The following is a 14,031-nucleotide window of genomic DNA, read 5'->3' on the forward strand; positions in this document are numbered from 1 at the left end:
ACTGACAACCAGGCGACTCGATCTAGAATAGTTTTATAGAAAAAGGGCTGGAAGCTATGATGGTTTATCCATCAAGGCTCCAGCCCTTTTTTGATGATTTATATTTTAACCTTTACTTACCGTTTCAACTTCTCGCACCTTCTGCTCCATGCGGTCGCGATCCCGTAGAAGCACCGGTCTCAAGTACTGTCCGGTATAGGAAGCTTCCACTTCGATGATTTCCTCAGGTGTACCTGTCGCAATGATGGTACCACCTTTGTCGCCACCCTCCGGTCCAAGGTCAATCATATAGTCGACAGCTTTAATGACGTCCAGGTTGTGCTCGATGACAAGGACAGTATCCCCGTTTTCGACCAATCGCTGAAGCACCTTAAGCAGTCGCGCAATATCATCAACATGAAGACCTGTGGTAGGCTCATCAAGGATATAGAGCGAGCGGCCTGTAGATCTGCGATGCAATTCGGACGCAAGCTTCACACGCTGCGCCTCTCCCCCGGAAAGGGTCGTAGCAGGCTGCCCGAGGGTGATATAGCCAAGTCCCACATCAAAGACAGTCTGCAGCTTGCGCTTGATTTTCGGGATGTTCTCAAAGAAGCTCACTGCATCTTCCACCGTCATCTCCAGGATATCGGCAATGTTCTTCCCTTTGTACTGGACCTCCAAAGTTTCACGGTTATAACGCTTTCCATGGCATACCTCACATGGTACATAAACATCCGGAAGGAAATGCATCTCGATCTTGATGATTCCATCCCCACGGCAAGCCTCACAGCGTCCACCTTTTACGTTGAAGCTGAAGCGTCCTTTTTTATAGCCGCGCACCTTCGCCTCATTCGTACTGGCGAATACATCTCGGATATCATCGAACACGCCTGTGTAGGTTGCCGGATTGGATCGTGGCGTACGCCCGATCGGCGACTGATCGATATCAATCACTTTGTCGAGATGCTCCACGCCTTTGATTTCCTTATGCTCCCCTGGCTTTGTTTTCGCATTATGCAGTCGCTGTGCCAATGACTTGTGAAGAATATCGTTGATCAGCGTACTTTTTCCGGACCCTGATACCCCGGTTACCGCAACGAAGCATCCTAGCGGGATTTTTACCGAAACATTGCTCAGGTTGTTTTCATTCGCACCGACTATTTCGAGGAATCGGTCTTTGACCACTATCCTTTCGGTCGGCAACGGAATGAACTTCTTCCCGGATAAATATTGCCCTGTCAAGGAATGAGGGTCGTTCATTACTTCTTCCGGCGTACCGGCAGAAACGATATTCCCTCCATGGACCCCGGCTCCAGGTCCGATATCAATCAGATAGTCGGCCGCGATCATGGTGTCCTCATCGTGCTCTACGACAATCAGGGTGTTTCCGATATCTCGCATGTTTTTCAATGTCTGGATGAGTCGGTCGTTGTCACGTTGATGCAGTCCGATCGACGGTTCATCAAGGATATAGAGGACACCTGTAAGCCTTGATCCGATTTGGGTGGCAAGACGGATACGCTGCGCTTCCCCGCCTGAAAGCGTTCCAGCCGCCCGACTCAGTGTCAGATAATCCAAACCGACGTTATTAAGGAAGCCTAACCGCTCACAGATTTCACGAAGAATCATGTTGGCGATTTTCTTTTCCTTTTCGGTTAGATCCATATTTTCAAAGAATTCAATAGCCTCCACGATGGAAAAGTTGGTTACATTTCCGATATGGAGTTTGTTAATTAGAACAGACAAGCTCTCGATTTTAAGACGGAACCCTTTACATCCAGGGCATGGCTGTTGCGCCATGTACTTTTCCATCTGCTCGCGGATGTAATCGGAGCTCGTTTCCTTGTAACGGCGTTCCACATTCGGAATGACCCCTTCGAAGCGGATATAGCTTTCACGAACCTGGCCAAAATCATTTTCATATCGGAAGTAGACTTCATCTTTCCCACTGCCATACAGGATCTTATCAAGCAGGTGATCCGGGATCTCACTCACAGGCACATCCATATCGATGCCATAATGGTTGCAGACAGCCTGTAGCATTTGAGGGTAATATTGCGAGCTCGTAGGCTCCCATGGTGCAAGTGCATGCTCCTTCAAACTGAGACGTTTGTTCGGCAATACCAGATCCACGTCCACTTCCAGTTTTGTCCCTAAGCCATCACACTTCTGGCAGGCTCCGTATGGACTGTTGAAGGAGAACATCCTCGGCTCAAGCTCACCGATCGAGAATCCGCATTGCGGGCAGGCATGATGCTCACTGAAAAGCAGCTCCTCTTCCCCCATCACGTCGACGATGACCTTTCCGTCACCAAGGCGCAAAGCAGTTTCCAAGGAGTCGGACAGACGTGTTGCAACACCTTCTTTTACAACTATGCGGTCGATGACGACTTCGATGGAATGCTTTTTATTCTTTTCCAATTCTATTTCATCCGTTACCTCAACCATTTCCCCGTTGACACGGACACGCACATAGCCCTGTTTCTTGATGTCCTCGAGCGTCTTTACATGCGTCCCTTTGCGACCCTGCACAACAGGCGCCAGGATTTGCAGCTTTGTACGTTCCGGATATTCAAGGATCCGGTCCACCATCTGCTCGATGGTCTGTGAGGATATTTCAATCCCATGCTTCGGGCATGTCGGACGCCCGACACGCGCAAAAAGCAGGCGCAGATAGTCATAGATCTCCGTGACCGTTCCTACAGTGGAGCGCGGATTGCGGCTGGTCGTCTTCTGGTCGATGGAGATGGCAGGCGAGAGGCCTTCTATCGCATCGACATCCGGCTTATCCATCTGCCCTAAAAACTGGCGTGCATATGCAGACAGGGATTCCACATATCTCCGTTGCCCTTCTGCATAAATCGTATCAAACGCCAGGGACGATTTCCCTGAACCTGATAAGCCTGTCAAGACGACAAGCTTATCACGCGGGATCGTCACATCGATATCTTTTAAGTTATGGGCCCTGGCCCCTTTCACTACAATCTTATCCATTGCCATTCTTCCGTCATCCTTCCGCTTTTAGCTCTAAGATGAGATCACGAAGCTCGGCAGCCCGTTCGAAATCGAGTGCTTTTGCGGCGTCCTTCATCTCCTGCTCCATACCTTCTATGAGCTTTGCACGCTCTTTTTTGTTTTTTGGTTTTAATATTGCCTTTGTATCATATTCCCCTTGGTCCTCGGCCGCAAAAGTGGCTTTGATGACATCCCGCACCTTCTTCTGGATCGTCATCGGCGTGATGCCGTGCTCGAGGTTGTACGCTTCCTGTATTTCACGGCGGCGCTTCGTCTCGCTCAGGGCGATTTCCATGCTTTTCGTTATTTTATCGGCGTACATGATGACCTGTCCGTTGGAGTTACGCGCAGCCCGCCCGATGGTCTGGATGAGGGAACGCTCCGAACGGAGGAAGCCTTCTTTATCCGCATCGAGGATGGTGACAAGGGAGACCTCCGGAATATCGAGCCCTTCCCTTAATAGGTTGATTCCGACCAGTACATCATATTTTCCTAGGCGCAGCTCACGGATAATCTCGATCCGCTCCAATGTTTTGATTTCAGAATGAAGATAAGCAACTTTAATGCCAAGTTCTTTTAGATAAGCTGTCAGATCCTCGGACATTTTCTTCGTTAAGGTGGTAACAAGTACTCTTTCATCCATTTCGACCCGTTTGTGGATCTCGCCGATCAGGTCATCAATCTGTCCTTTGATCGGGCGGACCTCTATCGTAGGATCTAATAGGCCTGTCGGTCGGATGATCTGCTGGATCATTTCCGGTGTATGCTCTATTTCATAAGGACCTGGTGTAGCGGAAACATAAACGATCTGGCTCGTTTTTTCTTCAAACTCCTCGAACCTGAGCGGGCGGTTGTCCTTTGCCGAGGGCAGACGGAAGCCATGATCCACAAGCACCTGCTTTCTCGCCTGGTCCCCGTTGAACATCCCCCTGATCTGCGGGATCGTCACATGCGACTCATCCACGACAAGAAGGAAGTCCTTCGGGAAAAAGTCGATCAAGGTGTAGGGAGTCGAACCGGCCGGTCTTAGCGTCAAATGCCTGGAATAGTTCTCGATGCCGGAACAGAAGCCCATCTCGGCCATCATCTCCAGGTCATAGCGGGTGCGCTGCTCCAATCGCTGCGCTTCCAGGAGCTTGTTGTTTTCCCGGAGCTCCACCAGACGCTCTTCCAGTTCAGCCTGTATATTCACAATCGCTTTTTTCATTTTTTCTTCACGTGTTACGAAGTGGGATGCAGGGAAAATGGAAACATGATTACGGTCTCCAAGAATTTCGCCTGTCAGGGCATCCACTTCACGGATGCGGTCGATTTCATCCCCAAAGAACTCCACGCGGATACAATGCTCATCGCGGGAGGCAGGGAAAATTTCCACCACATCGCCTCTTACACGGAATGTCCCGCGTTTAAAATCAATATCGTTGCGGGCATATTGGATATCTACAAGATCGCGAAGCAGGGCGTTTCTTTCTTTTTCCATGCCTGTTCTCAATGAAACGACAAGGTCGCGGTACTCTTCCGGTGAACCTAACCCGTAGATGCACGAAACACTGGCGATGATGATGACATCCTGGCGTTCAAAAAGGGACGCTGTAGCCGAATGTCGCAGCTTATCGATTTCATCGTTGATGCTTGCATCCTTTTCGATGAATGTATCCGTGGAAGGGACATAGGCCTCCGGCTGGTAGTAGTCATAATAGCTGACAAAATACTCTACAGCGTTGTTCGGGAAAAATTCCTTGAATTCACTATATAACTGCCCTGCCAACGTTTTGTTGTGGGCAATGATCAATGTCGGCTTGTTCACTTCTTTTATGACGTTGGACACTGTGAAGGTCTTTCCTGTCCCAGTTGCCCCAAGCAGGGTCTGATGCTTCTTGCCTGCATTCAGCCCTTCCACTATCTGGCGGATCGCTTCAGGCTGGTCACCCTGCGGCTTATAATCTGATACTAAATCAAACTGCTCCATTCACAAAATCCTCCATTTCCGTTCCTGAACTCTTACCAATATTCTACCACAAAGCATACCCAAAACAACAAAAATACGAACTGACATTCGATTATTTTTATGGAGGGTGCCATCCTTGTTGATATTAGGCTCTTATTCTATTATTGTTATCCTGTAAAACAATTGTGAAACCTGTTTAAGGGAGATTGGGATGAAAAATAGTCTTTTTATCATTATTTTATGCGGAATTATGTGGTTGGCAGGCTGCAGCCAGGGCACGATTCCCGCTGAACGTCTTGAGTTTTCATACTTGGATGAGAAAGCACTGGAAAATCCGTCACAGGAGTTTACATACAGTGAAGTGGATGGCGTGTATGTGCACGATTATATTGATCAGAACAAAGATAAATCCGTGCGCTGGACTGCCACGGTCGTGCGGATACAGGACGATCAGACGTTTGAGCTGAAGGAGCCCCTCCTGCCTGCCATACTTGTGACTGTTTCGGAAGCCCCGTCACAGCCTGTGGAAGCTGGCGACCTCGTAACCTTAACGGGAGTGCTGACAGGCTATGGGGAAACCTTTGGCAAGGACCCGGTGTGGGTGGTCCGTCCGGCACGGTTGGAGACGACGACAGAAGAGGAACGTGCTGCTGTGGAAGCATTTCGGAAAGAGGCTGAAACCGCAAAAAAGGAGACGGACCCTGAATAGAGTCTGCCTCCTTTTTGCATTCACCGGAATTTCTTCACCATTCGCCTTGCGTAGATGAAGCCAATCCCAATTGAAATCATATCTATTAAAATGATATACCATTCTTCGGCATGCCCCTTTATGATGGAACCGATGAAAAGCGCGATAGTCAGCCCTGTTCCTACATACAAGCTGTAAGTGACCCGTGTGAACAGCACCACAAGCAGCGCGGGCAGAACTATGGCCAGCAAGATCTTCACCAATAACAAACTCATAACCTCTTTCCTGTCACTCACTATTCTCTACTAGATATTATAACAGGTTTGAAGCCATATCTCACTAATCTCCTATTCGACCTCTATCGCCGTGCGCGTGATAGTCCTCAATTTCTTCTGCTTGTTTGCCAGTTGAATTTTATTCACAAAGGTAATGACGCTCATGATTTCTTTGTCATCCTGCATCACAAGTCCGACAAGATATGTATAACGCTTCTTCTTTTCGTTGATTCTGACGCCTTTGATGTATGCCTTAAAATCCATCGTTTGCTGGGATAGCGTAAAGCGAAGGCCCAGCAGGATTTCCTTATTCTCAGGCAAAAGGACCTTGGTTACAAATCGGAATTTCTCCCCACTCAGCTCATCCAGATAGACTGGTGTGCTTCCTGTTGTGACTTCCTTCCCTCCGACCTTCAGGATGGTCATACTTCCCACCACATAATTCCTGATCCGGTACAGGCCTTCCCATTCTGCCAATTCATCCAGAGTTGTCTCATTCCCCACGAAAATCCCCCAAATCCACTAAACCTTTTTATTTATTTATCGTCTGCTCAACACAATAAATTTAGACATTTTCCGACATTTGTAGTAAGCGAAGGGATTTTTAGTACAAAAAGCCCATGCAGCGATTTGCATGGGCTTAACATTCATTATTCGTTTTCGTTTTCATTGGCCATGATATCGATCAAGCCGATTTTAGGATTCTTTTCCTGGAACCAGCGCAAGGAGAAGTCGCTGTCAAACAATGCCACATACTGGTCGTTTCTGTCCTTTACCAGGATGTTGCGGGAATCGAACAGGCTTGTATCCACATCCTGTGTCTCCAGCCATCGAGGGATCTTGGAGCCGATCATATTGTAGACGACCTCCACATTGTACTCGCCCTTCATCCGGTATTCGAATACGTCCAATTGAAGCTGACCTACAGCTCCAAGAATGTATGCTTCGGTACCGTATTGACGGAACAGCTGGATTGCACCCTCCTGCACAAGCTGGGTGATGCCTTTTCCGAACTGCTTCCCTTTCATGACGTTCTTCGCTTCCACTTTTACAAAAAGCTCAGGAGCAAACGTAGGGATTTCGTCGAATTCGACCTTCTGGTTGCCATCGAATAACGAGTCACCGATCTGATACACACCGGGATCATAGATTCCGATGATGTCACCAGGGTACGCATGGTCCACCGTTTCACGGTCTGATGCAAGGAACTGCTGCGACTGGGACAGCTTGATGCTTTTACCTGTACGGGCTACCGATACCGTCATTCCGCGTTCGAATACACCGGAACAGATTCGCAGGAATGCCAGGCGGTCACGGTGGGCAGGGTTCATATTGGCCTGGATTTTGAAAATGAAGCCGGAGAAGCCAGGTGCCTGCGGTTCAATTTTTTCCTCGGAGGTCTGGCGCGGCTGCGGCTCACTCGCAAGATCCAGGAACGTACGGAAGAACATTTCCACACCGAAGTTGGAGATTGCACTTCCGAAGAATACAGGGGTCTGCAAACCGTTCTTCACTTTTTCAATCGAAAAGTCATTTCCTGCTTCCTCTAAAAGCTCAAAGTCTTCTTTAGCCTGAATGAACGTCGGGTGTGTAGAGATTTCTTCCACTCCGTCCAAATCTTTAAATGGAATGCGATCTTCCTCGTCCTTCCCTTGGTAGCGGATGAACACTTCATTGTAGCGGTCATAAACGCCCAAGAAGCGTTTCCCCATACCTACAGGCCAGTTCATCGCATATGATTCAATGCCTAGCACCTCTTCAATTTCCTCCAACAGTGCAAGCGGCTCTTTTCCTTCACGATCCAGCTTGTTGATGAATGTGAAAATAGGAATCCCACGCATACGGCAAACCTTGAATAGTTTGATTGTCTGAGGCTCGACCCCTTTTGTGCAGTCGATGATCATCACGGCGCTGTCCACTGCAGTCAGCGTACGGTACGTATCTTCACTGAAATCTTCATGTCCAGGGGTATCCAGGATGTTGATGTGGCGGTCCATATACTCGAAGCTCATGACACTCGACGTAACGGAAATCCCACGTTTTTTCTCGATTTCCATCCAGTCGGAAGTAGCGAACTTCCCGGATTTCTTCCCTTTTACCGTACCAGCTGAACGGATGACGTTTCCGAATAATAGAAGCTTCTCCGTCAGCGTCGTTTTCCCGGCATCCGGATGCGATATGATCGCAAACGTCCTTCTTCGGTCTATCTCTTTATTTAAAAGTTCATTTTTCACAGTTTCCGTACCTACCTCTCAAAAATTACACAATAGTGATATTATAGCAGAAACCCAGGCCAATAAAACATAGCAAAGATGTGAAAACCTATTTCCAATACAAGGTTTATCCTGTATACTCTTTGTAAATATATGTTAGGAGTGACGAAAATGGCAAAAAGCAAAGCAAAAAAGCTGCGTGAAAAGCTTGCACGTGAAGGCAAAAGAAATCCGGAGAACGGCCGCGGAACTTATGCATTGGCAAATCTGACGACAAAAATGACGAAGACGAAGAAAGAAAAACTGAATAAAATCTATAAAAAAGAACGACAATCTCGCTACGGTATGGATAGAGAGAATGTCGTTCTTTTATTTTGTTCGCTCCGTTAATCACCGCTGTTGTTTTCCGCACTAGGCGCAGCGACCCAAGGGGCGGTAGGAGTCTTCGCCTAGTGCTCCAATCAACAGCTAGTTCAACACTATGCTTACCATAACCTTTTTGCTAATTGATTGGTGACAGATCTTCCATCAAAAGTGGATACCTGTTTTATTTTTGAAGTCTCTCACTGGAATTAGGGTCTATCGGACTTTTTTATCATTCTATCGAACTTTTTTGGCTCTCTATCGAACTTTTTTGATTTTCTATCGAACTTTTTCTGCCTTCTATCGAACTTTTTTCCAGTTCTATCGGACATTTACCAAATATTTCATAAAAAAATACCAGAGAGCACTAAGACTCTCCGGCACATTACCTTAACGCTGCTGAAACTTCACAATCTCATCATACTCCTCCTGAAACAAACGGCTCAATCGGATAAAGATTGGCGTGAGTTCCTTGTATGTTTCGACCGCTTCGGGTTCAGGCAAGTAGCTGTTCGTTGAGCCTACCATCTCCGCCATCACGTCAAAGCTGTCGATTTCGCCAAGAGCATACAAGCCGAGCACAGCCGCTCCAAGACAAGAGCTCTCGACGCTTTCCGGGATGCTTACCTGCTGGTTGAAGATATTGGACAGCATCTGACACCACACCTCTGATCGGGCAAACCCGCCTGTTGCATGGATTTTATCCGGAATGCCGATGATTTCCTCGAGTGCCAGCAGGACCGTGTAGAGATTCAGGTTGATCCCTTCAAGGACCGCACGCATCATATGCTCTTTTTTATGATGGATGCCGAGGCCGAAGAAGGACCCGCGTGCATTCCCGTTCCAAATCGGGGCACGTTCGCCAGTCAGGTAAGGGTGGAAAATGACACCTTCCGAACCAGGCTTGATGCTCGCGATCCTTGAGGTGATGACATCGTAAGGATCCATTCCAGCAAGGCCAGCTTCCTCAGCCTCTTCCCCGCACAGTTCATCGCGAAGCCAGCGCATGATCATGCCGCCATTATTGACAGGGCCGCCGATCACCCAATGCTTATCAGTCAGGGAGTAGCAGAATGTTCTTCCCTTAGGATCTGTTACAGGACGGTCAGTTACTGTACGGATTGCGCCGCTTGTCCCGATTGTCAACGCGACCACGCCAGGCTTGACCGCGTTCACACCAAGGTTCGAAAGTACGCCGTCATTGGCTCCGATCACAAATGGGACATTAACGGGGACTCCCAGCACAATAGCCATTTCTGGATTCAGCCCTTTGAAGATTTCTGTAGTCGGAACGATTCGGGAAAGCTGCTCAGGTACCACTCCTGCAACCGATAAAGCTCCTTCATCCCAGGTGAGATCTTTCAGATTGAACAATCCTGTGGCTGAAGCGATGGAGTAATCAACAACATACTCGCCGAACAGTTTATGGAAGACATATTCCTTGATGGAAATGAATTTTGCAGCTTTTTCAAAAACCCCTGGATGGTCGTTACGAAGCCAAACAAGTTTTGCCAGAGGAGACATAGGATGAATCGGAGTTCCGGTACGCAGGTAAATCTCGTGACCGTCCCACTCCTCCTTCAGCTTTTTCGCCCATTTCTCGCTGCGCTGATCCGCCCATGTAATGCTTTTCGTAAGCGGCGTACCCAATTCATCAATCGCAATGACGCTATGCATCGCAGCACTGAAGCTGACATGTGATAGCTCATTTTCTGGAATGTTCCCGAGTCTCACGGCTTCTCGGATCGAAGTTAAAACCGCCTGCAAAATCTCATCAGGATCCTGCTCTGCCGCTCCAAGCTCCGGCGTATACAGGGGATACTCCACCGCAAACTGGCTGCGTACCTCCCCCTTCTTCGTAAAAAGCACCGCCTTCGTACTCGTCGTTCCTATATCGACACCTAACATGTATTTAGCCAAGTTGATTTCCTCCTTTTGGGCCCAACGGACAAAAGCGCCTGATCAGCGCTTTTATCCTTTCATTGTTGGACGAGGGACCAGTCCCTACCCGATGAATATTCCAATAACAAATACTACCACAAATCCGACCAGTCCGATAATCGTTTCCATCACGGTCCAGGATTTCAATGTGTCTTTTACGTCGAGTCCGAAGTATCTGTTCACAAGCCAGAAGCCGGAGTCGTTTACGTGTGACAGGACAGTCGCACCGGATGCAATCGAGATAACGATCAATCCGAGTACCGGGCCTTCCAGACCAAGGATGCCGATAAGCGGTGTGATAAGACCTGCTGCCGTTACCATTGATACTGTTGCAGAACCTTGAGCAACACGAACTGCCGCTGCAATCAAGAACGCCAATACGATTGGCGGCAATGCAGATCCTGCCATCATATCTCCCAGTACTTCTCCGACACCGGAGTCAATCAGCACTTGCTTGAATACTCCACCGGCACCTGTTACAAGGATGATAATACCTGCAGGCTCCAAGGCTTTTGTTGCGATGTCCTGTATTTCCTGCTTGCTGTAGCCACGTTTTGTGCCTAAAAAGAAGAAGGTTAATAGTGTTGCAATAGTCAATGCCACGAATGGATGACCAACAAAAGTAGTAATTTCCCTTACGATGTGGCCTTCTTCATAAATAACTGTAGAAAGCGTATTCACTAGGATCAACACTAAAGGAACTAAAATGATGCTGGCGATCAGTCCAAAGCCAGGTAGATCTTTGTCGTACTCTTTTTCTTCCATTTCCATATATTTCGGTACTGCGACTTGAATCTTTTTACCGATATATTTACCGAATACAGGACCTGCAAGAATCATTGCCGGAATACCTGCGATTACACCGAACAGGATGACCCAGCCAAGATCTGCCCCGATCAAGTCTGCAACCGCGATCGGTCCAGGTGTCGGAGGGATGAAGCTGTGTGTTACAGCCAGACCTGCAAGCAATGGAATACCATAGTGCAATAATGATTTCCCTGTTTTTCTAGCCAATCCATAAACGATTGGTACGAGGATGATGAAACCAACATCAAAAAATACCGGGATCGCCACAAGGAAGCCTGTAATACCAAGCGCCCATTGGGACTTTTCTTCGCCAAACTTTTTCATCAGTGTCTGTGCAAGGCGTTCTGCCCCTCCGGAAACCTCCAGCATCTTACCGAACATGGCACCAAGTCCGACTACGACCGCTACGAACCCGAGGGTGCCTCCCATCCCGTTCTGGACGGATGCAAGAACTTCATTGAGCGGCATGCCTGCAGCGATACCAACCAGTAAACTTACAAGTAAAAGTGCAACGAACGCATGTAGCTTTGTACGGATTACCAAGAATAATAGCAAAAATATAGCTGCTGCTGCGATCAATATCAACATAGAGCCTGACATATCAGATTCCTCCTAAGATTAGTTTTTTTCAACGGCATGGCCGCCGAATTCATTTCGTAGTGCTGCTACAACTTTTCCCGAAAACGTATCGGTCTCAAGCGAGCGGTAGCGCATCATCAGTGCCATGGTGATCACCGGGGCTGCCGCCTGTAAATCAAGTGCAGTCTCCACTGTCCATTTTCCTTCACCGGACGAGTGCATCACACCTTTGATCGCTTCCAGATTTGCATCCTTGCTGAACGCGTTCTCCGTCAGCTCCATCAGCCATGAGCGGACAACCGAGCCATTATTCCATACCCTTGCAACCTTTTCATAATCAAAATCGAAATCACTTTTATCGAGAATGTCAAAACCTTCAGCGATGGACTGCATCATGCCGTATTCCACTCCGTTATGTACCATCTTCAAGAAGTGGCCGCTTCCGGATTTACCGGCATACAAGTATCCATTCTCCACGCAGATATCTTTGAAAATCTCTTCCACATGGCGAAATGCCGCTTCATTCCCGCCAACCATCGTGCAGGCCCCGTTACGTGCGCCATCCATTCCGCCGCTTGTCCCGACATCGAGGTAATGGACGCCCTTTTCAGCAAGTGCAGCCGCACGCTTCAGCGTATCCTTATAATTGGAGTTACCGCCATCGATGATGATGTCGCCTTCCCCTACAAATCTACTAATCTCGGTTAGTACACTTTCCGTGATTTCTCCCGCCGGCACCATCATCCAGATGACCTTTGGGGTTTCTAGCTTTCCAATCGCCTCTTCAATCGAATAGGCAGGTATCGCACCATGCTGTTCGCTTTTGGCAACGTTTTCACGTTCGACGTCAAAAGCAACCACCTCATGCTTATTATCGATCAGGTTAAGAGTCAGGTTATATCCCATTTTGCCTAGACCTATCATTGCTAGTTTCATAGTTTATTTGAACTCCCTTCATAGTGTAACTGATTATTCGCGCGGAAAAATATTCTATCTATTTTTCTGTTTGAGGAAAAATATTTTTTGTTATGTCCCTATTATGAAAAAAAATTCCCCTTTTTGCAAGCGTTATCAAAAAAATATTTTATTTTTCTATGAATCATATTAAGATAGATAGTAAGACTACTAATTCTGGAGGTCGCACCATGAACACTCAAGAGAAGCAATACTGCATGATGCGCATTCGTTCCCACTATCCGAAGTTCAGGGGAAAGGAGCAAGTCATCGCTGACTATATCCTCAATAATCCCCAAAAAATCGTCCATAGCACCATCAACCAGGTTGCAGATGACCTCGGTGTGGCCGACTCCACTGTGTTTCGTTTCTGCCAGCGCATCGGCTTCAAGGGCTATCAGGCCATGAAAATCGCCCTGGCCACTGAAATTGTGGAACCGATCCAGGATATCCATGAAAACATCATGGAGCACGATAACGAAAAAACCGTTGCGGAAAAAGTGTTCCGCTCCAATATGAAAACGCTTGAAGATACACTGAGGGTGCTGGATGAACCGTCCTTCAAGCAAACAGTACAAGCCATACTTGGGGCTCGTAAAGTGGAACTGTACGGAAGTGGCGGCTCCAATGTCATTGCCATGGACGCCTACCACAAATTCATCCGGACCGGGATTTCCGTCAGCGTCCAAAGTGACACACACATGCAGCTCATGTCAGCAAGTCAATTGACCTCGGACGACGTGGCAATCATCATCTCCCACACCGGCGCGTCGAAGGACATGATGCATGTATTGGAGGTTGTACAAGATAACGGTGTCAAAACCATCGGTATCACCAACTTTGCAAAATCCCCTTTGAGCCAAAAGGTGGATATCCCGCTTTATACTGTGTCCGAGGAGACCGACTACCGCTCCGAAGCACTGGCATCACGGATTGCCCAGCTTGCGATGATCGATGCGATATATGTGAATGTGTTGATGGCGAAGAAGGAGCACGGGAAAGAAGCGCTGCAGAAGGTGCGGAAGGCTATTTCGGTTAAGAGAGTGTGATTGAGTTTGTTTGGTTGTGGAGCCCGTGTTGAGGCGTGCCTTTTAGGGGTATTGCTTTGGAATGCGGGTTTTTGTTTTTGGAAAATTCATGTTTCACTGCGAGACAAGGTATCTCCCGGCTGTATTTGATTCCCTCTCTTGTGCACTTGCTCTTGACAGAGGGTATCATCCGACACTTTTGATTCCCTCCCTCGCACCTTTTCCACCGCATGAGGGT

At 47.9% G+C, this 14,031-nt stretch carries 11 protein-coding genes; 3 read left to right on the forward strand and 8 right to left on the reverse strand.

Annotated features, from left to right (window positions below; genetic code table 11):
* Nucleotides 1-105 precede the first annotated feature (105 nt).
* Both uvrA and uvrB read right to left on the reverse strand, forming a co-directional pair.
* Nucleotides 106-2,982, reverse strand: a complete 2,877-nt coding sequence (gene uvrA / locus JOC95_RS00835) for an excinuclease ABC subunit UvrA (RefSeq protein WP_204412546.1) — start codon at nt 2,980-2,982, stop codon at nt 106-108.
* Between the two features lie 7 nt (nt 2,983-2,989).
* Entirely contained in the window at nt 2,990-4,966 is a 1,977-nt protein-coding gene (gene uvrB / locus JOC95_RS00840; protein WP_204412548.1) for an excinuclease ABC subunit UvrB, read from the reverse strand.
* A gap of 190 nt (nt 4,967-5,156) precedes the next feature.
* On the opposite strand from uvrB, the gene JOC95_RS00845 reads away from it, so the two are divergent.
* Nucleotides 5,157-5,654 carry a hypothetical protein gene (locus tag JOC95_RS00845; RefSeq protein ID WP_204412551.1) on the forward strand — a complete coding sequence of 166 codons (498 nt, stop codon included), beginning with the start codon at nt 5,157-5,159 and terminating at the stop codon, nt 5,652-5,654.
* Nucleotides 5,655-5,674: 20 nt separating this feature from the next.
* Here JOC95_RS00845 and JOC95_RS00850 read toward each other — a convergent pair whose 3' ends face one another.
* The 3 genes from JOC95_RS00850 to JOC95_RS00860 all read right to left on the reverse strand — a co-directional run bounded on the left by JOC95_RS00850 (nt 5,675) and on the right by JOC95_RS00860 (nt 8,142).
* Complete coding sequence (locus JOC95_RS00850; RefSeq protein ID WP_204412552.1) at nt 5,675-5,908, reverse strand: DUF2198 family protein; 234 nt, start codon at nt 5,906-5,908, stop codon at nt 5,675-5,677.
* 72 nt (nt 5,909-5,980) lie between these two features.
* Complete coding sequence (locus JOC95_RS00855) at nt 5,981-6,412, reverse strand: hypothetical protein (RefSeq protein ID WP_204412553.1); 432 nt, start codon at nt 6,410-6,412, stop codon at nt 5,981-5,983.
* Nucleotides 6,413-6,558: 146 nt separating this feature from the next.
* Nucleotides 6,559-8,142: a peptide chain release factor 3 gene (locus tag JOC95_RS00860; protein WP_204412554.1), complete on the reverse strand. Its 1,584-nt coding sequence runs from the start codon at nt 8,140-8,142 to the stop codon at nt 6,559-6,561.
* Between the two features lie 150 nt (nt 8,143-8,292).
* Between JOC95_RS00860 and JOC95_RS00865 the strand changes: the two genes are divergently transcribed.
* Complete coding sequence (locus tag JOC95_RS00865; RefSeq protein WP_204412555.1) at nt 8,293-8,511, forward strand: hypothetical protein; 219 nt, start codon at nt 8,293-8,295, stop codon at nt 8,509-8,511.
* A gap of 363 nt (nt 8,512-8,874) precedes the next feature.
* Here the strand turns inward: JOC95_RS00865 and gntK are convergent, their stop codons facing one another.
* The 3 genes from gntK to gnd form a co-directional block, all read right to left on the reverse strand.
* Nucleotides 8,875-10,392 carry a gluconokinase gene (gene gntK / locus JOC95_RS00870; RefSeq protein WP_239582676.1) on the reverse strand — a complete coding sequence of 506 codons (1,518 nt, stop codon included), beginning with the start codon at nt 10,390-10,392 and terminating at the stop codon, nt 8,875-8,877.
* A gap of 96 nt (nt 10,393-10,488) precedes the next feature.
* Nucleotides 10,489-11,832 carry a GntT/GntP/DsdX family permease gene (locus JOC95_RS00875; protein ID WP_204412556.1) on the reverse strand — a complete coding sequence of 448 codons (1,344 nt, stop codon included), beginning with the start codon at nt 11,830-11,832 and terminating at the stop codon, nt 10,489-10,491.
* Between the two features lie 18 nt (nt 11,833-11,850).
* Nucleotides 11,851-12,747 (reverse strand): phosphogluconate dehydrogenase (NAD(+)-dependent, decarboxylating), encoded by an 897-nt coding sequence (gene gnd / locus JOC95_RS00880; RefSeq protein ID WP_204412557.1) that lies wholly within the window; start codon nt 12,745-12,747, stop codon nt 11,851-11,853.
* 209 nt (nt 12,748-12,956) lie between these two features.
* On the opposite strand from gnd, the gene JOC95_RS00885 reads away from it, so the two are divergent.
* Nucleotides 12,957-13,814, forward strand: coding sequence for a MurR/RpiR family transcriptional regulator (locus tag JOC95_RS00885; RefSeq protein WP_204412558.1), 858 nt, complete (start codon nt 12,957-12,959; stop codon nt 13,812-13,814).
* Nucleotides 13,815-14,031 lie beyond the last annotated feature (217 nt).

It is taken from the genome of Sutcliffiella tianshenii (genome assembly GCF_016908565.1).
Lineage (GTDB): Bacteria > Bacillota > Bacilli > Bacillales > Bacillaceae_I > Sutcliffiella_A > Sutcliffiella_A tianshenii.

What these genes read in the sequence shown, in the direction of transcription:
- uvrA (WP_204412546.1), bottom strand. Translation starts at nt 2,982, where the DNA reads ATGGCAATGGATAAGATTGTAGTGAAAGGGGCCAGGGCCCATAACTTA.
- uvrB (WP_204412548.1), bottom strand. Translation starts at nt 4,966, where the DNA reads ATGGAGCAGTTTGATTTAGTATCAGATTATAAGCCGCAGGGTGACCAG.
- JOC95_RS00845 (WP_204412551.1), top strand. Translation starts at nt 5,157, where the DNA reads ATGAAAAATAGTCTTTTTATCATTATTTTATGCGGAATTATGTGGTTG.
- JOC95_RS00850 (WP_204412552.1), bottom strand. Translation starts at nt 5,908, where the DNA reads ATGAGTTTGTTATTGGTGAAGATCTTGCTGGCCATAGTTCTGCCCGCG.
- JOC95_RS00865 (WP_204412555.1), top strand. Translation starts at nt 8,293, where the DNA reads ATGGCAAAAAGCAAAGCAAAAAAGCTGCGTGAAAAGCTTGCACGTGAA.
- gntK (WP_239582676.1), bottom strand. Translation starts at nt 10,392, where the DNA reads ATGTTAGGTGTCGATATAGGAACGACGAGTACGAAGGCGGTGCTTTTT.
- JOC95_RS00875 (WP_204412556.1), bottom strand. Translation starts at nt 11,832, where the DNA reads ATGTCAGGCTCTATGTTGATATTGATCGCAGCAGCAGCTATATTTTTG.
- gnd (WP_204412557.1), bottom strand. Translation starts at nt 12,747, where the DNA reads ATGAAACTAGCAATGATAGGTCTAGGCAAAATGGGATATAACCTGACT.
- JOC95_RS00885 (WP_204412558.1), top strand. Translation starts at nt 12,957, where the DNA reads ATGAACACTCAAGAGAAGCAATACTGCATGATGCGCATTCGTTCCCAC.